Origin of the sequence: Nocardia sp. NPDC059240 (assembly GCF_042753865.1) — a bacterium.
Lineage (GTDB): Bacteria > Actinomycetota > Actinomycetes > Mycobacteriales > Mycobacteriaceae > Nocardia.
This window is the reverse complement of the sequence record NZ_JBHZAC010000001.1, coordinates 984,618-1,005,414: the sequence shown is the minus strand read 5'-3', so window position 1 is coordinate 1,005,414 and position 20,797 is coordinate 984,618. Positions and strand designations below refer to the sequence as shown.

General features: G+C 66.0%; 19 protein-coding genes and 1 pseudogene. 10 read left to right on the top strand and 10 right to left on the bottom strand.

The window, feature by feature from the left end:
- Positions 1–3 precede the first annotated feature (3 nt).
- The 5 genes from narI to ACFXHA_RS04730 all read right to left on the bottom strand — a co-directional run bounded on the left by narI (position 4) and on the right by ACFXHA_RS04730 (position 7,558).
- Positions 4–735: a respiratory nitrate reductase subunit gamma gene (gene narI / locus ACFXHA_RS04750; RefSeq protein ID WP_379352937.1), complete on the bottom strand. Its 732-nt coding sequence runs from the start codon at positions 733–735 to the stop codon at positions 4–6.
- Positions 732–1,364, bottom strand: coding sequence for a nitrate reductase molybdenum cofactor assembly chaperone (gene narJ / locus ACFXHA_RS04745; protein WP_379352935.1), 633 nt, complete (start codon positions 1,362–1,364; stop codon positions 732–734). The genes narI and narJ overlap by 4 nt, the downstream gene beginning before the upstream one ends.
- The gene (gene narH / locus ACFXHA_RS04740) at positions 1,361–2,962 is read right to left on the bottom strand and encodes a nitrate reductase subunit beta (protein ID WP_379352933.1); all 1,602 of its coding nucleotides are present in this window, start codon (positions 2,960–2,962) and stop codon (positions 1,361–1,363) included. The genes narJ and narH overlap by 4 nt, the downstream gene beginning before the upstream one ends.
- Positions 2,962–6,663 carry a nitrate reductase subunit alpha gene (locus ACFXHA_RS04735; RefSeq protein ID WP_379352931.1) on the bottom strand — a complete coding sequence of 1,234 codons (3,702 nt, stop codon included), beginning with the start codon at positions 6,661–6,663 and terminating at the stop codon, positions 2,962–2,964. The genes narH and ACFXHA_RS04735 overlap by 1 nt, the downstream gene beginning before the upstream one ends.
- A gap of 103 nt (positions 6,664–6,766) precedes the next feature.
- The gene (locus tag ACFXHA_RS04730; RefSeq protein WP_379352929.1) at positions 6,767–7,558 is read right to left on the bottom strand and encodes an aldose 1-epimerase; all 792 of its coding nucleotides are present in this window, start codon (positions 7,556–7,558) and stop codon (positions 6,767–6,769) included.
- Positions 7,559–7,654: 96 nt separating this feature from the next.
- On the opposite strand from ACFXHA_RS04730, the gene ACFXHA_RS04725 reads away from it, so the two are divergent.
- Positions 7,655–8,092 carry a hemerythrin domain-containing protein gene (locus ACFXHA_RS04725; protein WP_379352928.1) on the top strand — a complete coding sequence of 146 codons (438 nt, stop codon included), beginning with the start codon at positions 7,655–7,657 and terminating at the stop codon, positions 8,090–8,092.
- A gap of 29 nt (positions 8,093–8,121) precedes the next feature.
- Here the strand turns inward: ACFXHA_RS04725 and ACFXHA_RS04720 are convergent, their stop codons facing one another.
- Positions 8,122–8,322, bottom strand: a complete 201-nt coding sequence (locus tag ACFXHA_RS04720) for a three-helix bundle dimerization domain-containing protein (RefSeq protein WP_379352926.1) — start codon at positions 8,320–8,322, stop codon at positions 8,122–8,124.
- Between the two features lie 286 nt (positions 8,323–8,608).
- On the opposite strand from ACFXHA_RS04720, the gene ACFXHA_RS04715 reads away from it, so the two are divergent.
- Complete coding sequence (locus ACFXHA_RS04715; protein WP_379352924.1) at positions 8,609–9,562, top strand: hypothetical protein; 954 nt, start codon at positions 8,609–8,611, stop codon at positions 9,560–9,562.
- Between the two features lie 327 nt (positions 9,563–9,889).
- Complete coding sequence (locus tag ACFXHA_RS04710) at positions 9,890–10,720, top strand: hypothetical protein (RefSeq protein WP_379352922.1); 831 nt, start codon at positions 9,890–9,892, stop codon at positions 10,718–10,720.
- Positions 10,721–10,993: 273 nt separating this feature from the next.
- On the opposite strand, the pseudogene ACFXHA_RS04705 reads toward ACFXHA_RS04710, so the two are convergent.
- Positions 10,994–11,068: pseudogene (locus ACFXHA_RS04705) on the bottom strand (TetR family transcriptional regulator); the annotation flags it as partial.
- 39 nt (positions 11,069–11,107) lie between these two features.
- On the opposite strand from ACFXHA_RS04705, the gene ACFXHA_RS04700 reads away from it, so the two are divergent.
- Complete coding sequence (locus tag ACFXHA_RS04700; protein ID WP_379352920.1) at positions 11,108–12,079, top strand: alpha/beta fold hydrolase; 972 nt, start codon at positions 11,108–11,110, stop codon at positions 12,077–12,079.
- A gap of 82 nt (positions 12,080–12,161) precedes the next feature.
- Here ACFXHA_RS04700 and ACFXHA_RS04695 read toward each other — a convergent pair whose 3' ends face one another.
- Together ACFXHA_RS04695 and ACFXHA_RS04690 are read right to left on the bottom strand one after the other, a co-directional pair.
- Complete coding sequence (locus ACFXHA_RS04695; RefSeq protein ID WP_379352918.1) at positions 12,162–13,757, bottom strand: oleate hydratase; 1,596 nt, start codon at positions 13,755–13,757, stop codon at positions 12,162–12,164.
- A 96-nt stretch (positions 13,758–13,853) separates the two neighbouring features.
- Positions 13,854–14,441: an HdeD family acid-resistance protein gene (locus ACFXHA_RS04690; RefSeq protein WP_379352916.1), complete on the bottom strand. Its 588-nt coding sequence runs from the start codon at positions 14,439–14,441 to the stop codon at positions 13,854–13,856.
- 217 nt (positions 14,442–14,658) lie between these two features.
- Here ACFXHA_RS04690 and ACFXHA_RS04685 point away from each other — a divergent pair, with 217 nt between their 5' ends.
- On the top strand, positions 14,659–15,459 hold the full coding sequence (locus ACFXHA_RS04685) for a tyrosine-protein phosphatase (protein WP_379352914.1): 801 nt from the start codon (positions 14,659–14,661) through the stop codon (positions 15,457–15,459).
- A 6-nt stretch (positions 15,460–15,465) separates the two neighbouring features.
- Here the strand turns inward: ACFXHA_RS04685 and ACFXHA_RS04680 are convergent, their stop codons facing one another.
- Complete coding sequence (locus tag ACFXHA_RS04680) at positions 15,466–16,611, bottom strand: PucR family transcriptional regulator (protein ID WP_379352912.1); 1,146 nt, start codon at positions 16,609–16,611, stop codon at positions 15,466–15,468.
- 280 nt (positions 16,612–16,891) lie between these two features.
- On the opposite strand from ACFXHA_RS04680, the gene ACFXHA_RS04675 reads away from it, so the two are divergent.
- From ACFXHA_RS04675 to ACFXHA_RS04655, 5 genes are all read left to right on the top strand, one after another.
- Entirely contained in the window at positions 16,892–17,335 is a 444-nt protein-coding gene (locus ACFXHA_RS04675) for a PaaI family thioesterase (protein ID WP_379352910.1), read from the top strand.
- Between the two features lie 94 nt (positions 17,336–17,429).
- Positions 17,430–17,732: an urease subunit gamma gene (locus ACFXHA_RS04670; protein WP_379352908.1), complete on the top strand. Its 303-nt coding sequence runs from the start codon at positions 17,430–17,432 to the stop codon at positions 17,730–17,732.
- Between the two features lie 6 nt (positions 17,733–17,738).
- A complete protein-coding gene (locus ACFXHA_RS04665) occupies positions 17,739–18,050 on the top strand; it encodes an urease subunit beta (protein ID WP_379352906.1) in 312 nt (103 codons plus the stop codon).
- A complete protein-coding gene (locus tag ACFXHA_RS04660) occupies positions 18,050–19,771 on the top strand; it encodes an urease subunit alpha (RefSeq protein WP_379352904.1) in 1,722 nt (573 codons plus the stop codon). The genes ACFXHA_RS04665 and ACFXHA_RS04660 overlap by 1 nt, the downstream gene beginning before the upstream one ends.
- Positions 19,772–19,945: 174 nt before the next feature.
- Positions 19,946–20,797 carry an alpha/beta fold hydrolase gene (locus tag ACFXHA_RS04655; RefSeq protein WP_379353456.1) on the top strand — a complete coding sequence of 284 codons (852 nt, stop codon included), beginning with the start codon at positions 19,946–19,948 and terminating at the stop codon, positions 20,795–20,797.

Here is a 20,797-nt window from a genome sequence, read left to right as displayed (position 1 = left end):
CGGTCAGCGCCCGGCGTCGATGCGCTCCCAGCCGCGCCGGGCGGGCCGCTCCGAGAGCTGCTTGGGGTCGCGGCTGCGGTAGACGATGTAGGGGCGGAACAGGTATTGCACCGGGGCGCTGAACATGTGGACCAGGCGCGTGAACGGGATGAGCGCCAGCAGCGCCATGCCGATGACGGCGTGCACCTGGAACAGCACCGGGACCGACTCCATCAGCGAGACGCGAGGGCTCAACAGGAAGATGCTGCGCGCCCACGGCGCGATGGTCTCGCGATAGTTGTAGCCCTCGTGGATGTTCGCGTGCGCGAGCTTGGCCCACAAACCCATGAAGATCGCACCGACCAGCACCACGTACATGACCTTGTCATTGGCCGTGGTGGCGTGGAAGACACCGGCATTGGTGCGACGGCGGTAGATCAGCATGGCGATGCCGACGATCGCCAGAATGCCCGCCGCGGTGCCCGCGAACAGCGACATCAGGTGGTAGGCATGCTCGTTCAGGCCGACCGCGTCGGTCCAGGACTGCGGGATGAACAAGCCCATGATGTGGCCGAGGAACACGAACAGGATGCCGTAGTGGAACATCGGCGACGCGATATTGAGCAGCCTCGACTCGTGCAGTTCCGAGGAGCGGGTGGTCCAGCCGAACTTGTCGTAGCGGTAACGCCACGCCAGCCCGGTGGCGAGCAGGCCGATCACGACGTATGGCAGTGCGCCCCACAGAAAGATGCTCATCGACGTTCTCCAGTCAGCAGGGGAAGCATTCCCAGGTGGCCGTAGGGTTCGAGGCCCACGGTTTCGCGGGGCGGGCCGCTGCGCGCCATGGCCTTGGCCTGCGCGCGATCCTTGGGCGAGGCCCCGGGCAGGGTGGCGCACACCGCCGCGAGCACCAGCGCGTAGTCGTTGCCCTTCTCCGCCAGCGCGATGCGGAGCAGTTCCAATGCCGGCCGATGCTCGCTCAGCAGCGTGTCGGTGCGTGAGAGCGCGCTGAACTCCAGGACGGCGGGCAGGAAGTCGGGCAGTTCGGAATCGTCGAAGTCGAAACCGTGTGCGCGATAGTGCTCCTTGAACCGCACCAATCCCATACCGCGGTTGCGGGTGTCGCCGTCGGTCCACCAGGTCAGGTACAGGCTGTGCCGATTGGTGAAATCGAAGGTGTCCACGTAGGCGGTGGTGTGGGCGGCTTCGGACAGTCGCGTGATGGCGGTGAGGAATTCGCGCAGCGGTGCCCCTGCCGGATGCCGCAGGGCGGCGGTCACGGTGTCGAAAGCTTGCAGGGAATCGTTGAATTCGTCGCCCGGATACGCCAGGCAGGCCGCCGCGATGCGATAGACGACCGCGATCTCGTCGCTGATCGGACTCATCGGGTGGGCTCCTCGACCTCGTCGGCGGTCTGCTGTTTGCGCATGGCGTGGAAGCTTTCGATGGTGACCAGCGGCAGCGACTTGCGCCCGGAACCGCCGCCGAGCGGACCGTCCGCGCCCATGCCGGGCCCGCCCTCGTAGTCGAGGCTGCATTCGCTGGGCAGCGCCGACTCCTCGAGCCGCTGCGCATCCGCCATGGCCGCGGTCGGAATCACATACCGGTCTTCGTATTTCGCGATGGCCAGCAGATGGAACATGGCCTCGAGTTCCTTGGCGGTCATGCCCACTGCTTCCGCGGTCTCCTCGCCGACCACCCGCTCGAGGTTGATGTCGGCCATATGGGAACGCATGGCCGCCAGCTTCTCCAGGCTCGCCCGCACCGGTTCGGGGTCACCTGCGGTGAACAGTTCGGCCAGGTATTCCACCGGGATGCGCAGGGCGTCGATCGCACCGAAGAGGTTGCCCGCGGACTCGCCGTCGAATCCGGCGTCGGCCACCGCGTCGACGACGGGGGAGAGGGGCGGGATGTACCAGACCATCGGCATGGTGCGGTATTCCGGATGCAGCGGCAACGCCACCTGGTACTTGCTGATCAGCGCATGCACCGGTGAACGTTTGGCGGCCTCGATCCAGTCGTGGGGAATGCCGTCACGTTCGGCGGCCCGGACCACGTCGGGGTCGTCCGGGTCGAGGAAGACCTCCAATTGCGCTTGGTAGAGCTGCTTTTCGTCCTTGGTCTGAGCAGCCTTGGTGACCTTGTCGGCGTCGTAGAGCATGACGCCGAGGTAGCGCAGGCGTCCCACACAGGTTTCCGAGCACACGGTCGGCAGCCCGACCTCCACGCGGGGATAGCACATTGTGCACTTCTCGGCCTTGCCGGTCTGATGGTTGAAATAGATCTTCTTGTACGGGCACCCGGTCACACACTGCCGCCAGCCGCGGCACTGATCCTGATCCACCAGCACGATGCCGTCCTCGGCGCGCTTGTAGATCGCACCCGACGGGCAGGCGGCCACACACGCCGGGTTGAGACAGTGCTCGCAAATACGCGGAAGGTAGAACATGAACGCCTGCTCGTAGCTGAAGCGGATCTGCTCGCCCACCTCCTCGCGCATCTTGACCACGTTCGGGTCCTCGGGCCCGAATTCGGCTGCGCCACCGAGGTTATCGTCCCAGTTCGAGGACCATTCCACCTGCATGGGCTTATCGGTGATGAGTGAGCGGGGCGGCGCGACCGGGTAATCGTCACCCAGGGGAGCGTCGGTCAGGTTGCGATAGTCGTAGGTCCACGGCTCGTAATAGTCGCGCAGCGTCGGCATGACCGGGTTGGAGAAGATGCTGGCCAGCTTGAACGCCCGCGACCCCTGCTTGAGGCGCAGCTTGCCGCGGCGGGTCAGCTCCCAGCCGCCCTTCCACTTGTCCTGGTCCTCGTACTGGCGCGGATAGCCGAGGCCGGGCCGGGTCTCGACATTGTTGAACCAGACGTATTCCATGCCTTGGCGGTTGGTCCAGGTCTGCTTGCAGGTGACCGAACACGTATGGCAGCCAATGCATTTGTCGAGATTCATGACCATCGCGATCTGTGCCATCACGCGCATCAGTACGTCACCTCCTGGGCGCGGCGGCGGATCACCGTGACTTCGTCACGCTGCGTGCCCGTCGGACCCAAATAGTTGAAAGCCCAGGACAATTGGGCGTAGCCGCCGATCAGATGGGTGGGCTTGAGCAGGACCCGGGTCAGCGAATTGTGGATGCCGCCACGGCGGCCGTCGGTCTCGGACTTGGGCACGTTCACGGTGCGTTCCTGCGCGTGGTTCATGTACACCGTCCCGCGTGGCATGCGCGGTGAGACGATGGCGCGCGCTACCACCACGCCGTTGCGGTTGACCGCCTCGATCCAGTCGTTGTCGGCGACGCCGATGGATTCGGCGTCCTCCACCGACATCCAGATCGCCTGTCCGCCACGGGAAAGCGACAGCATGAACAGGTTGTCCTGGTATTCGGAGTGGATCGACCACTTGTTGTGCGGGGTCAGGTAGCGGACCGTCACCTCTTTTTGCCCATCGGGTCCGAGCGCCGGTTCGCCGAAGAGCCGCTTCATATCCAGCGGTGGGCGGTACACCGGCATGGCCTCGCCGAGTTCGTGGATCCAGTCGTGGTCGACGAAGAAATGCTGTCGGCCGGTGAGGGTGTGCCAGGGCTTGAGGTGTTCGGTATTGAGGGTGAACGGCGCGTACCGGCGGCCGCCGGACTCGCTGCCCGACCACTCCGGGGAGGTGATGACCGGCTGCGGCGCGGCCTGGGTGTCGGCGTAGGTGATCCGCACCCCTTCCTTCTCCGACGCCAGGTGCGCCATGTGCTGCCCGGTGCGCCGCTCCAGGGTCTCGAAGCCCTGAACCGCCAAGCGCCCGTTGGTGGTTCCCGACAGCGCCAGGATGGTGTTGGCGGCCTTGATCGCGGTATCCAGGGCCGGGCGGCCCGCCGCGATGCCCTCGGCCACCACGCCGTTGATGCCGCGCAGGTAGTCGATCTCCTCGTCGGGGTGCAGCATGATGCCCTTGCAGGGCAGCCCGAGCTTGTCGGCCAGCGGGCCCAGCGATGCGAATTTCGTGGCTACGGCGGTGTAGTCGCGTTCCACCACCGCCAGGCCCGGCATGGTCTGGCCCGGAATCGGATCGCATTCGCCCGCACGCCAATCCAGCACGATTCCGCCCGGTTGCGCGGTCTCGGCGGCGGTGTCGTGTTGTAGCGGGGTCGCCACGATGTCGTGGCGGGTATCGAGATGCCCCGCCGCCAATTCGCTGAAGCGCGAGGCCAGATCGTAGAACGCCTCGTGATCGGTGCGTGCCTGCCACGGCGGGTCCACCGCCGGGGCGAAGGAATGCACGTACGGGTGCATGTCGGTGGAGGACAGATCGTGCTTCTCGTACCAGGTCGCTGCCGGGAGAACGACATCCGAGAGCATGGTCGAGGAGGTCATGCGGAAATCCAGGGTCAGCAGCAGGTCGAGCTTGCCCTCCGGGGCGTCGTCGTGCCACACCACGTCACGCGGACGCACCTGCGCCTCGGCCTCTTTCGCGCGCAGTGACGAATGGGTGCCCAGCAGATGCCTGCTGAAGTACTCCGCGCCCTTGGCCGAGGAACCGAACAGGTTCGACCGCCACAGGGTGAGCACGCGCGGCCAGTTCTGCGGGGTGTCGGGATCCTCGTTGGCGAAACGCAGACGGCCACTGCGCAATTCATCCACCACATAGGCGGCGGGTTCCTTGCCCGCGGCCTTCGCCTCGTCGACGAGGTCGAGGGGATTGCGGTCGAAGGTCGGGTAGGACGGCATCCAGCCCAGGCGTGCCGACTGGGCCAGCACATCGGCCCCGGTCATGCCCTCGAAGCGGCCCGTGCCCAGCGGCGAGGCCAGCACATCGGCGGAGAACTGGTCGTAGCGCCACTGGTCGGTATTGAGGAAGAACCAGGCGGTGCCGATCATCTGGCGTGGCGGCCGCGACCAGTCGTTGGCCGAGGCCAGCGTCGCCCACCCGGTCACCGGACGGCACTTCTCCTGCCCGACGTAGTGCGCCCAGCCGCCGCCGTTGCGGCCCTGGCAGCCGGTGAGCAGCAGTAGCGACAGGAAGGAGCGGTAGATCGTCTCGGAGTGGAACCAGTGGTTGGTGCCCGCACCCATGAGGATCATGCAGCGGCCCTTGGATTCCTCTGCGACCGAGGCGAATTCGCGAGCGATCTTCACGGTGCGCGCCGCGGGCACCGAGGTGATCTGCTCGGCCCACGCCGGGGTGCCAGGGGTTTCGGTGTCGGCGTACGAATCCGGCCACTGGCCGGGCAAACCGTCTCGGGCGACACCGTATTGGGCGAGCAGGAGATCGAAGACCGTGGTGACCAACGGTCCGGTGTCGCCGAGCCGCCGGGCGGGAACCCCGCGCCGCACCGTCTCGCCGCGACCCTGGCCGTGCTCGCCGCCCTCGGTGTCGAAGCGCGGCAGCACCACCTCGACGCCGGTGCCCTGCCCGTGCAGCGACAGCGCGGGCTCGATCTCACCGAGGTCCAGATTCCAACTGCCGGCGCCGGATTCGGTCCAGCGGAACCCGAGCGAGCCATTGGGCACCACGGCCGCACCGGTCTTCGCGTCGAGCAACACGGTCTTCCAGGCCGCGCCCTCGCCCGTATCGCCGATATCGGCCGAGCGCACGAACTTGTCCGGCACGTACGCGCCGTCGCGCTCCACCAGCGTCACCAGGAACGGCAGATCGGTGAACTGCTTGACGTAGTCGGTGAAGAACGGCACCTGCCGGTCCACGAAGCATTCCTTGAGGACCACGTGACCCATGGCCATGGCCAGCGCGGCATCGGTGCCCGGATGCGGATGCAGCCACTCGTCGGCGAATTTGGCATTGTCGGCGTAGTCGGGGGCGACGACCACGACTTTCTGCCCGCGATAACGGGATTCGGTCATCCAGTGCGCGTCCGGGGTGCGGGTCACCGGGACGTTCGAACCCCACATGATCAGATACGCGGCGTCCCACCAGTCGCCGGACTCCGGCACATCGGTCTGATCACCGAACACCTGCGGGGACGCGACCGGCAGATCGGCGTACCAGTCGTAGAACGACAGCATCGGCGCACCGATCAAACCCATGAAACGCGCACCGGCCGCATGCGACACCATCGACATGGCCGGAATCGGCGAGAACCCCGCGATCCGGTCGGGCCCATAGTTCTTGATCGCGTGCACGTGTGCGGCGGCGGCGATCTCGATCGCCTCGTCCCAGGTCGAGCGCACCAGCCCGCCCTTGCCGCGCGCCCGCTGATAACGCTGCCGCCGCTCCGGATCGGCCTGGATATCGGCCCACGCCAGCACCGGATCACCGAGCCGCTGCCGGGCCTCGCGGTACATCTCCAGCAGCACACCGCGCACGTACGGGTAGCGCACGCGCGTCGGGGAGTAGGTGTACCAGGAAAAAGAAGCGCCGCGCGGGCATCCGCGCGGCTCGTATTCGGGGCGATCGGGTCCGACCGACGGATAGTCGGTGGCCTGCGTCTCCCAGGTGATGATGCCGTCCTTGACGTACACCTTCCACCGGCAGGATCCGGTGCAGTTCACCCCGTGCGTGGAGTGCACGATCTTGTCGTGACTCCAGCGGTCGCGATAGAAGACGTCGCCCGAGCGACCGCCGACGAGCTCCTCGCTGTGCAGGTCGGCTGAAGGTTTGCCGGGACGGAAATAGCGTGCCGAGCGAAGGAGTAGTGCTCCCGTTTCGCCGGGCCCGGCCCCGTTTGTTCCGCCCATCCTCCGCAACCCCTTTCACCAGCAACGTCTGCTGAATGAGCACAGGGTCCGAGTACAACACGGAAGGTAGCTGTCAATGTGCTGCCTCGCCGATCTTGTGATCTCAGAGCAACCGTTCCCAGCTCCAGACCGCCTCGATCCGCAGCGGTTCGCCCGGCGTCACGAGGGTCGGCAGGGTATTGAGCCCGTCGGGCGGCCCCGACTGCGCCTCCACACAGACCGCTTCCGGGTCCATGTCGTAGACCACGACCCAGCGCTCGGGACTGCGGACTCGCAACCGCAGCAGGCCCGGCCACTCGATCGCCGCATCGACGCCGTCCGGCATGCCGAAGCAGTCGTCCCACGGCCCCGGCGTCGGGGCGATGCGCTCACCGGTCGGCAGATAGTCCGGGCCGCGCACCTCCTGCCAGGCGGGATGGAATTGCACCTGCGCGGTGCTCCCGGGGGTCGGATGCCGCAGGAACCACGGATGCCAACCCGCCTGGGCGGGAAAACGATCCGCATCCGAGGACACCACCATGCGCATCGCCAACTCGTCACGCGACAACCGGAAATGCTGGGTGACCCGGCCCGGGAACGGCCACGGCGCGACCAGCGCCCGGCCGATCACCGCGTGCGTCGGCGAACTCTCCTCGATATCCCACGCCCCGTCGCGCGCGGTCCCGTGAATCGCGTGCGGTGGCGCGGTCAACGGCATCTGATAACCCACCCCGTCGACCGTGAATCGGCCCTCGCGCAACCGGCCGCACCAGGGCGCCATGGGGAAACAGCCGTAATGCTCACCCTGCCGGAGAAATTCGGTCCCCCCGATCGCGAGCCCCGCGATCCGGCCGCCGTTGCCGGGCGAAAGCCGCACGGTCACATCGCCATCGGTCAGTGTGATCTCGGTAGTCATTCCGGTTCGATACCTTCCACTGGGTGTCGCGACGGGGCATCCGGCCGAACACCGTCAACACTGACACACATGTGCCACTACTGCGGGTGCCGGGACATGCCACTGATCAAGGAGTTCATCGCCGAACACGAGGCGGTGTACAACCTCTCCGGCGAAATCCGCCGCGCCCTCGAACGCGGCGACATCGCCACCGCCCGGACAGATCTGGTGGAAATTCAGCGTCAACTCCTCGAGCACTGGGCGGGCGAGGAGCAAGGTCTGTTCGCGGTGATGCGCCAGGATCCGGAGTGCGCCGACTACATCGAAGCGCTGGAGGCCGAACACCACGGCATGGCCGCCGAACTGTCGACCGCGGATCTGACCACTCCCGAAGGGCGGCAACAGGTCTCGGCCTCGCTCGACACGTTGTGGCCGCATATCGAGAAGGAGGAGGACGGCCTGTTCCCCATGTCGTTGACCACCCTGTCCGGGGAACAGTGGAACACCGCCATCGACGCCTGGGAGCGCGTCCACCAGCGCAAGGTTCGCGACTGAACGACCTGCCGGTCCGGCGGTCACCGGCCTTACCGTATGGCCGACACCAGCTTTCGTGCGGCGACCCGTTCCACCAGCAGCGGAACGAACTCGCGCACCGGGCGGCCATCGAAGCCCTGATGAATCTCGCGCACCACGGTGGTGATGGTCCAGGCGCTGATTGCGGGGAACCGCGTCGCGAGCCGGTCGGTCAGTTCTTCGACCTGCCTGGCCTCATCAGATGATGGCATATCTCAAGGTTGCTCACTGGTTCCTCGTGAGTCAACCCGACTCACCCGGTTCGGTCCCTAGGTTGTGTCCGCCGGCGCCTGAACAATTCAGACTTCGCGAAGGGTCTGGACTTGCGAACGCCGCCCTCACACCTGCCGTGGAAGCCGCAATCGACCTCGAACGGCGGACCGCCCGGACAAGCCTTCGACATCATGGCTCAGCTCAACGGAATCCGACCTTCCGGGCACCCGGCCTACGGTGTGCCTACGATACGACCCGGGGAGCGGACAAAAGGGAGGGTGTCGGATGCGTCGAGCAATGCTGGGTGTGCTGGTGGCGGCGGTGGCCGTGACGAGTGGATGCGGGGGACGGGTCACCGGGGAGGCGACCGTGCCACGAGCGTTCGATCCATGCACGTTGATCGACGTCGGCAAGCTGAAGTCCGACGGGGTCATCAAGGGCGATTTCGGCCTGAGCCGTGATGTCGACCCGGTGGACGGCCGCAGCGACTGGTGTCACGCCGGCGTCCGGGGCGTGTCGCCGGTATCGGTGGGAGTCGTGGTAGGTCAGCTGTTTTCCAGTATCGACGCACTTGTTCCGAGCAAGCGCCACCAGGTCTCGGTGGGATCCGACAAGGGCGTCATCGGAACGACCGAGATCAGCGGCACCAGCACCCTGGCTGTCAAGCACGGCGACGTCCAGTTGATGGTCACCAATTCGAGTTTGGGCGATCTGCTCGGCAAGCCGCTCGACGAAGCCGGACTGGTGGCGGTGGCACAGGACATGATCGGAAAACTGCCGCAATCGATTCCGGACGCCCCCCGCGACGTCCCCCCGCTGTGTGATCGGATTCAGGGCATTCGGCCGCTCATCGGTGCGGTGAGCTTGGCGCGCGGCCGGGCCACCGACGCCATGACGTCCTGCGACTTCGTCAGCGACAGCAAACACCTGCTGATGACCGTCACGTTCACGAAGGCCGACAGCGAATCGGCGAACGACTTCAAAACCGACAACAGCTCGGCCCGGCTGACCCTCATCCCGGCCCCACTGTTCCCCGGCACCATCTCGCGCGGACATCGCGACGGCATGGGTCTCAATGTCGAGACCCTCGTCGACGACCACGTCCTCGTCTCCACCTACTACACGCCGCTACGCTACGGCGGCGACAAATACGGGACGGTCACGCCGGGCAAAACGATCGGTCCCGACGACCGCACCCTCATCTCCTCGGCAATCGACCTGGCACGCACCCTGAAGTGAGTGACTCGCTCGCCGGGCCGATCACGTCGACCTGCCGAAGTCCGGACTTCGCGAGGAGGCTCGGGCAAAGCGCCCAATTCATCACCAGGAGTGCGCGGAGGCGGCCAACGGGCCGAGGCTGCGGCCACCGACGCGGCCGACAGCGGTGGTACCCGGGGTCGGGTTCGTCGCGGGACTCGTCATCGGCGGAATCGCCTCTTACGGAATCTCGAAGGGGATACAGCAGCTATGGCAGTAGCGAAGCCCGCGGGGAGCGAACAGTTTCTATCGGTGGATTGGCAACCTGAGTGGCCGGAGAGGCGCTCGGCCGTCGGCCCGATCCTGCTGATGATCGTGGCGGTGTTCGTCCTTGCCGCCGGACTCGGCTGGATAGTGATGCTCGCAAAGAGTTTTGGGAAGAACGGATTCACTGTGATCGGTGCAGTGGCCATCTTGGTCTTCTTCGTCGGTGCCCTGATGCTCCTGTTCGCCCTATCGGGACTTGGGGATCGGCTGTCCAACGGCGCGCGCGGCTGCACGGAAAACGACCACGGAACCGGGGTGTCGCTACGAACGAGCCGCATCACCCTTCCGCTGCTGTTCCTGTTCGGCGGGGGCGCGATGTACGGAATCGCCGCGTGGCTCGACCGGCACGCCGGTGTCGGCTCGGACCTGCTGCCGGCATCCAAGAACAACTCCAGCGGCGCGACGTTCGCGCTGATCGCCGCAATAGTGGCGGCAGTATTGTTCATCTTGTTCTCGGTCGGGTATCTCGCTGCGACCGTGGAGCTCTATCCCGACGGTGTACGACGGGTGATCCGGTTCCCGGTTCTGCGCCGGGTGAAGGAACAGTTCGTCGCCTGGGACGAGATCGCCACGATCGTGCCCACCAAGGTGAAGGGCTCAGCCCAGACCGGCGGATACCCCGTCATCGCGCTCGAGTTGACCGCACCACGTGAGCCCGTGCAACACAAGCTGTGGGATACCCCGGACCGAGTCTCGCTACCGACCTACCTGATGGTCTGCGAGCCGAACACCTTGCTGGCCATTCTTCGATTCCTGCTGACCGACCCCGATCAGCGCACGCTCCTCGCCCGCCCCGACGCCTCCTCCTGGTTCACTCCTCCGCCGCGGAGCACCCGTATCCGGTTGTCGGAACAAGTATCTGGGCAGAACTGAGGTCCGGGAACCGATGGTCAGACGCTCCGACCGCGTAAACGATCTCGAAGCGGCTCTCGCCGCCACCATCACCTTCACCAGGGACCCCGACGATTGCTACTGGATGGTTGGCCAGACACCGCACGCCCCAGACTCCCGAAGGGCGAATTCCATAGTTGGCACAGAAGGCGAGCCATCCGGCACCAATCCTCTTAACACAGCGCAGGATCGCCGTCACGTCCCGGAGTTCTTGCAGAGCGCGTGTGCGCGAGTTCGCCGAACTCCCGGTCCTCGAGGGGAGTGGCGGAAGAAGGTGCTCTTGGTCAGTCCGGCTCGCTCGGCGATCTTGATCACCGTGGTGTTGTCGTAGCTACAGTGGTGGGATCGAGTTCCATCGAATCGGGTGGCATGATGAAATACCTCGAAGCCGATGATCGCGCGGACATCTTTGTGCCGCACGCCTTTCCGGAACGCACCGTCGACCTCGGCGAGATCCGTATGAACTACGCCGTGGCCGGTGAGCCCAATCTTCCTGCCCTGCTGCTGATTCCGGCACAGGGTGAATCCTGGTGGGGGTACGAGCAGGCGATGGCGCTGCTGGCCGACCACTTTCACGTCTTCGCGGTCGATCTGCGCGGGCAGGGACGGTCCACCTGGACCCCGGGCCGCTACACGCTCGACAATTTCGGCAACGATCTGGTCCGGTTCATCCGCCTGGTGATCGCGCGGCCGACCATCGTGAGCGGGCTGTCCTCGGGCGGCACCCTCTCGGCCTGGCTGTCGGCATTCGCCGAACCCGGTCAGATCCGCGCGGCGATCTACGAGGACCCGCCCCTGTTCGCTTCCGAAGCGAATCCGGCCGTCGGCCAATCGATTCGGCAGGGCCTCGGGCCGATATTCCTGCTGTGGAACAAATGGCTGGGCGACCAATGGTCGGTCGGGAACGTCGAGGGCCTGATGCGAGCCATGCCCCGCGATCTGCCGCCGGAACTGCTGGCCGGTCTGGCCCGGATGATGCCCCGCGAGGAGGACGGCACGCCCCCGGCCGAACGTGTCCAGTCCCTGCGCGAATACGACCCTGAGTGGGGCAGGGCCTTCGCGACCGGCACCGCCACCGCCGCCTGCGACCACGCCAACATGCTTGCGCACGTGAAGGTTCCGGTCCTGCTGACCCACCACATCCGCCACGTCGACGAGTCCACCGGCAGACTGCTGGGCGCCATGTCCGACCTACAGGCGGCGCGAGTCCGCGAACTCGTCACCGCCGCCGGCCAGGACATCACCTACCGATCCTTCCCCGACACGCCTCACGCGATGCACGCCACCGATCCGAAGCTGTACGCACAGACCGTGATCGACTGGGTCGCGGGCCTGGCGTGACCCCGACCTTCACGCGAGCGGTGTGGATCCTTGCCGAGCGCGCGGGGACGGGCGCGCTCGGCAGGGATGATCGGTGCCGGGGTCAGGCTCCGGCTTGGGCCTTCGGCTTGCTGCCGCGGCGGTGCATGGTCTCCAAGGCTTCGACGAGCACCTTCGGGTTGTACTGGCCCTTGTAGACCGGTTTGGGTTTGGTGTCGAGGCCGAGCAGGGTCGCTACCGCGACTTGGGCTGTGCGGACGGAGTATTCGACGGTGAACACGACGTCGTCGGGGACTTCGGCGTATTGGCCGATGAAGGCCAGGTTGGTGGAACCGGCGGGGACGACGTCGGGGCGGTCGCCGTGGGAACGCACCAGGAACTGGCTGGTGATGTAGGGCATGATCGTGGGCAGCACGATCGAGTTGTCCACGATCCGTTCGCGGTTGTCGATCGCCAAGTGCGCCAACGCTTCCTGTAGGATCTCGCGCCCGGTGCACGCCGACATCGGCTTGGCGACATGGTCGCCGACCTTGTCGGGGAACAGGGCATAACCCCACCAGACGTAGGTGTCGGCCGGCTGCTCGCGGAAGTGCGGCTGATGGTTGAGCACGATCGTGAGCAACCAGTTGGAGTCCTTCATCGTGATCAGGCCGCCCTTGCCGGCTTCGCTGCCGCTGAACTTCTCCATCTCCTCGAAGAAGGTGGGGTCCTTGGTGGTCACGGTGAACGATTCCCAGGTGGAATCCTTGATCGAAGAGTCGAAGACCGCAGGATTGCCCAGGCCGGGCCGTTTCGCGGCGAGGTCGCGCCACAGCTGCCAGGATCCGGATGAGCCGGACGTGTCCAGGGCGGGAACCGTATCGGTGGACGCGAGCGTCGAGTTCGCGGTCATCGAGCCGTTGGTGACCATGACCAGATCGTCCGGGCCGATCGTGATGTCCTCGGTCTTCCCGCCGCTGAGGCAGGTCAATCCGGTGACGGTGAGCGCGTCGCCGTCGGCCAGCCGCACGTCGGTGATCCTGCTGTCGAGGCGGATCGTGACGCCCTGATCGCCGAGCCACGCCAGCATCGGCCGCACGATCGAGTCGTACTGGTTGTAGCGGGTCCGGTAGATCCCCGACATGTTGTCGAACGTCTTGAACAGGTGGACGAATCGATTGAGGTAGCGCCGGAACTCGATCGCGGAGTGCCAGGGCTCGAACGCGAAGGTGGTGCACCACATCCACCAGAAATTGGTGGTGAAGAACGCGGGGCTGAAGCAGTCGGTGATGCGCTTGCCGTCGAGCAGCTGCTCGGGTGTCGCGAAGCAGCGCACCAATTCGAGCCGGTCGCGTTCGGTGAAGCCCATCGAATGCGCGTCGATCGGCTGCCCGCTCGCGTCGATCAAGCGGGCGTGGTCGTCCCACGCGAAGTCCTCGTGGAAGGCGAACGTGTCATCGGTGACCGATACCGCCGGATTGTCGAGTGAGGGGATCGAGCGCAGCATGTCGTAGGTGCACTCGAAGTGGATCTCGAACATGCGCCCGCCGCGCATGGTGTATCCGGTTTCGGGAGAACCTGCGGCGTCCAGACTGCCGCCATTGCGTCCCTGTTCCTCGAATATCACGATGTCGGAGCCCTTGAAGCCGCCGTCACGGATGAGGAATGTCGCCGCGGACAGTGATGCGATGCCGCTTCCTACCAAATACGCCTTCGCCATGATTAACCTCTTCCACGATTGATGTCGCTGTCAGGGTTTTCTCTATGGGAGGTGCGCCGGATGACCCGGTGTCCCCACTGTAGTAATGCGCGATGGTCAGATTTCCGCCGGGACGTCCTTGGCCCGGTGTCTGACCTGGAAAGCCGAGATCACCTCGAAGATCCCGATGGCGATCAGCCAGCAGCCGACGACCACGACCAGTGCGGTGATCGAACGGAACGGTTCGATGATCAGCAGTCCGCCACCGGCGACGAGGGTGAAACCCAGCAGGATCTGCCAGCCCCGGCCCGGAATCGCGGTATCCGACAGGGCCGCCACGAGTAGTGCGGTGCCGCGGAAGGTCCAGGTGATACCGATCCACAGCGCCAGCAGGCCGATGGCCTGGTAGTCGTTGCGGAAACAGAAGAAGCCCAACACGAACGACGAGATCGCCGTGATGAACGACAGCACCCGCATCCAGCCGCTGACGGGCAGGGCGAACGCCGTGATCAGTTGCAGCACACCGGATACCACCAGATAGATACCGAACAGGACACCGGCGACGACCAGGGTGGGTCCGGGCCACACCAGGATCACGATGCCCAGCGCCACCGAGACTGTGCCGGTGACCAGAATCGACTGCCACGCATTACGGGCCACCGTGTGGAGAGGCCCTTCGTGAACTCGCTCTTCGGTGATTGTCATGCAAATCAGAATAGGGACATTCGCCAGAATTGCGCCGGTGTCGAGAATCACGCGATATCGGAATTCGAAATCTGATCCATTTTCGCGACTTGTCGTGGCGAAGATCTGCCGGTCAGTGTGGCATTTATCGATCGTCTGTCAAAATAGAGAAATCTACGTCGCATATTCTGTTAGATTGCCAGTGGCATATTTCCCTCGACCGCGAGAAAGTCGGGCGATGAATGGACTGCATTTGATTCTTGCGTTCACGACGGCCGTCGCGGTGGGTCTCGGTGCCGCCGGAACCGCCGCCGCGGTCGAACCGCCCGCCCCGACCGCCGCGGTCATCGTCGGTGCCGATGAGCGAGCGCTGCCCCTGCTCGGCGTCGAAAACGCCCGTGACATAGGCGGTTACCGCACGGTCGACGGCAGGCAGGTGCGTACCGGACTCGTCTATCGCTCCGGCGAGCTGTCCAAGGCGAGTGATGAGGCCCTGGCCTACCTCACCGTGCACCGCCTGAGGTTGGACGATGACCTGAGGCTGGGCTTCGAGATCGCCGCGGCCCCCGACCGGGTGGCACCACTGGCGACCTACCGCACTATCGATGTCGTGGGCCAGGCTTCACCGGAGGTGATCCGATCCGCCTACGCCGCGGGCCCGGAGTTGTACCGGGCCTTCGTCACCACGCCCGGCGCGAACGAGGGATTCGCCTCGGTCCTGCACGACATCATCGACACGGCCGACGGCAGCGTGCTCTATCACTGCAGTTCGGGCAAGGACCGGACCGGCTGGACCACCGCCGTGCTGCTGACCCTCCTGGGCGTGGACCGCGACACCGTCTACTACGACTACCTGCTGTCGAACTACTACCGCGGCGCGGCCCCGGGTGACATCGCAGACGGTGTCGTGGCCACGGCCCTGGATGCCGCCTTCGACCAGGCGAATCAGAGCTACGGCAGCTTCGACAACTATGTCCACGAGGGCCTGAAATTCACCGACGCCGACATCGCCGCTCTACAGGCGAAAATGCTGTCCTGAAACGGATTACAGCAGGCGTGCGGTGCGTGCCGCGGCCAAGGTCATTGCCTCGGTGGGATTTTGGGGATCGTAGCCGGTGAGATCGGTGATCCGCGACAGCCGATAGGTGACCGTGTTGCGATGGATGTGCAACGCGTCGGCGGTGGGGTTGAGCTCGTAATTGTTGCGGACGTACGCGTCGAAGGTCTCGGTCAGGACGGGCTGGTCGTCGAGCGCGTCGAAGACCTGGGCCAGGCGTGCACGGGTCTGCGCGTCGGTCGCGATCGCGTACTCGAGCAGGAAACGCTCACGACGGCAGACGATCTCGCCGCTGCCGAGGGACCGGCCGAGCTCGGCCAGCGTGCGCGCTTCCACGAAGGCCTCCGGCATACCCGGCACCGGGCTCGCGCACACTCCGAGCCAGCAGCGGGGAAGCGTGTCACGAACCGGAAGCACTGCTCGCTCGAGTTCGGCGATCACGGTTGTGGCGGCGACCCCACGCTGCACGGGAATCAGCGCGGTCCAGCCCCCGGCATCCGCACGCACCAGCGCGGTGGGCGGGTGTGGGAACCGCAGGCGCAGGTTGCCGACCGTGCGTGGGGCCGGGTCGGCGGCCCGCGCGACCACGACCACATAGTCCTCGGCGAGCCGGATGCGTGGATCGGCTTGCATGCCTGCGGTGGACCGGCCGGTGAGTAATGCGTCGGCGAGATCGTGACGCAGTTCGAGCTGTTCCCAGCGCGGGGCGGCGGTGAAGTCGGCGCAGGCGACAGCGATGCGGGTGGACACGATCGCGTGGTAGCGCGCCAGCGGCAGCGCATGATCGAACAACACTCGCCGGGTCGGTTCATCGGCGGTGGCGACCAACTGATTCCACACGTATTCGATGGCGCCCAACCGGATATCGAGCACATCCTCGAGCGTGCGTCCGTGCCGGACCGATGCGCGAGCCGCCTCGACGATCGGGGCCAGCGCCTCGGCCGTGGGATCGATACCGTCCAGGAACAGCGCGAATATCAGATCGACGTGCAGATGGGCGCGGGTCCGGAAGTCGGCCGCCCCGGCCGCGGCCACGTCGGAGGCATCCCCACCGGAAGCATCGAGCACATCGACGAATCGGTGTGCGGCCGTGCGCAACTCCGTCAACACTGCCCGCGTCTGCCCGTCGGCCACGGTGTCCCGTCCTTCTCCGATGTCGAACCTGGACGAACTGGCAAACCGATACGCCCTGGAATCTACCCGGAGGCCATGGCGGAATCGGGCTGCCGCATCCGCACCCAACCGAGGGACTTGCTTTGTTAGGTAAGCCTGACCTACACTCGTGATCGGCGTCAGGGCCGAGCGAAGATCCGGAGGGCTGCCGTGATCCCCGGTCCACTGCCGCGGCGGGCTTCCCCGAGTTTTGGGGGAGCCCGCCGCTTCGTATCGTGATCACGCGTGCGAACGTGGAGTCATGAGTGATGCCTTCTCCTCGGTCAAGTCCATGGCCGATATCACCCCGGAACTGATGAACAAGCTCAGCGAGGGCACCTTCACCGACTCGATCGGATTGAAGTTCACCGAACTGACCGGTGACGGGACGACTGCCGAATGGGTGGTGACCCCGCAGCAGTTCCAGCCCGCCGGGATCGTCAACGGCGGCGTCTACTGCACGGTCATCGAGACGCTCGCGAGCGTGGCCGCCAGCGCCTGGTTGGGGGATCGCGGTTCGGTGGTCGGGGTGAACAACAACACCGACTTCCTGCGTGCGGTGCGGGAGGGCAAGTTGACGGCTGTTTCCACTCCGGTTCATCGGGGGCGCTCGCAGCAGCTGTGGGTCGTGGTGATCACCGACGAGCAGGGGCGCACGGTCGCCCGCGGTCAGGTGCGACTGCAGAACCTGTACGCGCAGAACTGAACCCGCGTACCGCCGCGATCACTGAAACATGCTGGTAACCCGGGTCGTCCACAATGTCCGACGATCCGTCCCCGCGATTCGACGAGGAGTCCGAATGCGACTGTCGCCGCACGAGCAGGAGCGCCTGCTACTGAGTTACGCGGCCGAGTTGGCCCGGCGGCGGCAGGCTCGTGGACTCAAACTCAATCACCCCGAAGCGATCGCCATCATCAGCGATCACGTGCTCGAGGGGGCGCGCGACGGGCGCACCGTCGCGGAGTTGATGGCGTCCGGCCGGACCGTGCTCACCCGCGATGACGTCATGGATGGCATCCCGGAGATGATCCACGACGTCCAGATCGAGGCCACGTTCCCGGACGGCACCAAGCTCGTCACCGTCCACCACCCGATCGGATGACCGGCCATGATTCCTGGTGAATATCTGTGTGCCGAGGGCACTGTCGAACTGAACGCCGGTGCCGACCGCATCGAACTGGATGTGATCAACACCGGTGACCGGCCCGTGCAGGTCGGCTCGCACGTGCACTTCCCGCAGGCCAATGCCGCCCTGGACTTCGACCGCGAGGCCGCGCACGGCCGCCGCCTCGATATCGCCGCCGGCACCGCCGTGCGCTTCGAACCGGGCCTGGGGCAGCGGGTTTCGCTGGTCCCGCTCGGCGGCACCCGCGAGGTGCATGGAATCAGCCTCACCCCACCCGGAAAGCTGGATGCCTGATGGCCGAACTGTCCCGCGCCCGTTACGCCGAACTGTTCGGGCCCACCGTCGGCGACCGAATCCGGCTGGCGGACACCGATCTGCTCATCGAGATCACCGAGGACCGCTGCGGCGGACCCGGTCTCGCCGGTGACGAGGCCGTGTTCGGTGGCGGCAAGGTGCTGCGCGAATCCATGGGCCAGGCGCGTGCCACGCGTGCCGAGGGCACCCCGGACACCGTCATCACCGGTGTGGTGATCGTCGATCACTGGGGAATCATCAAGGCCGACATCGGCATTCGCGACGGCCGCATCACCGCCATCGGCAAGGCCGGCAACCCCGACACCATGAACGGGGTGCACCCGGACCTGGTCGTCGGGCCCTCGACCGAGATCATCGCGGGCAACGGCCGCATCGTCACCGCGGGCGCGATCGACTGCCACGTGCACTTCATCTGCCCGCAGATCCTCGACGAGGCCATGGCCGGCGGCATCACCACGCTGGTGGGCGGCGGTACCGGTCCGGCGGAGGGCTCCAAGGCCACCACCGTCACCCCCGGCGCCTGGCATCTGGCCCGCATGCTGGAATCCACCGACTCCTGGCCGGTCAATATCCTGCTGCTGGGCAAGGGCAATACGGTGCGTGAGGACGCGCTGTGGGAGCAGTTGCGCGGCGGCGCGGGCGGTTTCAAGCTGCACGAGGACTGGGGCACGACCCCGGCGGCCATCGATCACTGCCTGAATGTCGCCGACGCGTCGGGTGTGCAGGTGGCGCTGCACTCGGACACGTTGAACGAGGCCGGATTCGTGGAGGACACCCTCGCCGCGATTCGTGGCCGGGCCATCCACTCGTATCACACCGAGGGTGCGGGCGGCGGCCACGCACCCGACATCATCACCGTCGCTTCGCATCTCAACGTGCTGCCCAGCTCCACCAATCCGACCCGGCCGCACACCGTCAACACCCTCGACGAGCACCTCGACATGCTCATGGTGTGCCACCACCTGAGCCCGTCCATTCCGGAGGATCTGGCCTTCGCGGAGAGCCGGATTCGCCCCTCCACCATCGCCGCCGAGGATCTGCTGCACGATCTGGGCGCGATCTCCATGATCGGTTCCGACGCGCAGGCCATGGGCCGCATCGGTGAAGTGGTGATGCGCACCTGGCAGACCGCGCACGTCATGAAGCGCCGTCGCGGCGCGCTGCCCGGCGACGGGGCCGCCGACAACAACCGGGTGCGACGCTATGTCGCGAAATACACCATCTGCCCGGCGGTCGCCAATGGCATCGACCACGAGATCGGCTCGATCGAGGTCGGCAAACTCGCCGATCTGGTGCTGTGGGAGCCCGCTTTCTTCGGGGTCCGCCCGCACGCGGTCCTCAAGGGTGGTGCCATCGCCTGGGCCGCCATGGGCGATGCCAACGCCTCCATTCCGACCCCGCAGCCGGTGCTGCCGCGTCCCATGTTCGGGGCTGCCCCGAGCGTTGCGGCGGCGACCTCACTGCACTTCGTGTCCGAGCAGGCCATCGAGGACGGCCTGGCCAACCGCCTGCGGGTGAACCGGAAACTGGTGCCGGTGGCCAACGTTCGCCGTCGTACCAAGGCCGATATGCCCAACAACGACGCCATGCCCCGCATCGAGGTCGAACCCGACACCTTCACAGTCCGCATCGACGGCGAGGTCTGGGCCGAACAGCCCGCCACCGAACTGCCCATGGCGCAGCGGTACTTCCTGTTCTGACCTGATCCACCTCCGAGAACGCCGATGCCCTGCAGGGCATCGGCGTTTTTCGTATGCCCGTCGGCCGCCCACCCGACCCCATTTCTGATGGTTTCATCATTTACGCCTTGACAAGGGAAATGATCGTAATTGATGATTTCATCAACAACGGGCATGGAGGTGGCTGTGACGAGCATCGACGAGAGCGTCACCGAGCGGACGGTACGAGTCGGCGGACGCGAGATCCACGTCGTCGAGACGGGATCGGGACCGGCGGTGCTGCTGCTGCACGGCGGCGGGCCGGGCGCGAGCGGAATGGCGAACTACACGCGCAATGTCGCGGCGTTCGCGCGGCGGTTCCGGGTGATCGTGCCGGACCTGCCGGGATACGGGCGGTCGGAGAAGTGGATCGACCAGTCCGACCCGTTCGGGTATCTCGCGCGCTCGATGGCCGGGCTGCTCGACGAACTCGGCATCGAGTCCGCGCATCTGGTCGGGAACTCCTACGGTGGTGCGGCCGCGCTGCGGCTGGCCATCGAAGCGCCCGCGCGGGTCGGGCGGATGGTGCTCATGGGTCCCGGCGGGGTCGGGACCACGCGGGCGCTGCCGACGGCCGGGCTCAACGCGCTGCTGGACTACTACCGGGGAGAAGGGCCGAGCCGGGACAAGATCCGTCGATTCATCCGCGACTACCTGGTTTTCGACGGCGATTCCGTGCCCGAAGAACTGGTCGAGCAGCGGTATCAGGCCAGCGTCGACCCCGCGGTGATCGCGAATCCGCCGCTGCGCCGCCCGTCCGGCCCGCTGGCATTGCGCACCTTGTGGCGGACGGACTTCACGCGGGATCCGCGGCTGCGCAAGGTCTCTCACCCCACCCTGGTGATCTGGGGTGCGGACGACAAGGTCAACCGGCCCGACGGCGGGCCGATGCTGACCCGCGTCATGCCCGACTGCGATCTGTACCTGGCCGCCAATACCGGGCATTGGGTGCAGTGGGAGCGGTCGGAGCTGTTCAACACCCTCGCCATCGCCTTCCTCGAGGGCTGA

Bases quoted from the DNA above. Each gene is read 5' to 3' on its own strand.
- ACFXHA_RS04670 (WP_379352908.1), top strand. From the start codon at position 17,430: ATGCGACTGTCGCCGCACGAGCAGGAGCGCCTGCTACTGAGTTACGCG.
- ACFXHA_RS04730 (WP_379352929.1), bottom strand. From the start codon at position 7,558: ATGACTACCGAGATCACACTGACCGATGGCGATGTGACCGTGCGGCTT.
- ACFXHA_RS04660 (WP_379352904.1), top strand. From the start codon at position 18,050: ATGGCCGAACTGTCCCGCGCCCGTTACGCCGAACTGTTCGGGCCCACC.
- narH (WP_379352933.1), bottom strand. From the start codon at position 2,962: ATGCGCGTGATGGCACAGATCGCGATGGTCATGAATCTCGACAAATGC.
- ACFXHA_RS04710 (WP_379352922.1), top strand. From the start codon at position 9,890: ATGATCGTGGCGGTGTTCGTCCTTGCCGCCGGACTCGGCTGGATAGTG.
- ACFXHA_RS04715 (WP_379352924.1), top strand. From the start codon at position 8,609: ATGCGTCGAGCAATGCTGGGTGTGCTGGTGGCGGCGGTGGCCGTGACG.
- ACFXHA_RS04690 (WP_379352916.1), bottom strand. From the start codon at position 14,441: ATGACAATCACCGAAGAGCGAGTTCACGAAGGGCCTCTCCACACGGTG.
- ACFXHA_RS04665 (WP_379352906.1), top strand. From the start codon at position 17,739: ATGATTCCTGGTGAATATCTGTGTGCCGAGGGCACTGTCGAACTGAAC.
- ACFXHA_RS04675 (WP_379352910.1), top strand. From the start codon at position 16,892: ATGAGTGATGCCTTCTCCTCGGTCAAGTCCATGGCCGATATCACCCCG.
- ACFXHA_RS04720 (WP_379352926.1), bottom strand. From the start codon at position 8,322: ATGCCATCATCTGATGAGGCCAGGCAGGTCGAAGAACTGACCGACCGG.
- ACFXHA_RS04735 (WP_379352931.1), bottom strand. From the start codon at position 6,663: ATGGGCGGAACAAACGGGGCCGGGCCCGGCGAAACGGGAGCACTACTC.
- narJ (WP_379352935.1), bottom strand. From the start codon at position 1,364: ATGAGTCCGATCAGCGACGAGATCGCGGTCGTCTATCGCATCGCGGCG.
- ACFXHA_RS04695 (WP_379352918.1), bottom strand. From the start codon at position 13,757: ATGGCGAAGGCGTATTTGGTAGGAAGCGGCATCGCATCACTGTCCGCG.
- ACFXHA_RS04685 (WP_379352914.1), top strand. From the start codon at position 14,659: ATGAATGGACTGCATTTGATTCTTGCGTTCACGACGGCCGTCGCGGTG.
- ACFXHA_RS04725 (WP_379352928.1), top strand. From the start codon at position 7,655: ATGCCACTGATCAAGGAGTTCATCGCCGAACACGAGGCGGTGTACAAC.
- narI (WP_379352937.1), bottom strand. From the start codon at position 735: ATGAGCATCTTTCTGTGGGGCGCACTGCCATACGTCGTGATCGGCCTG.
- ACFXHA_RS04700 (WP_379352920.1), top strand. From the start codon at position 11,108: ATGATGAAATACCTCGAAGCCGATGATCGCGCGGACATCTTTGTGCCG.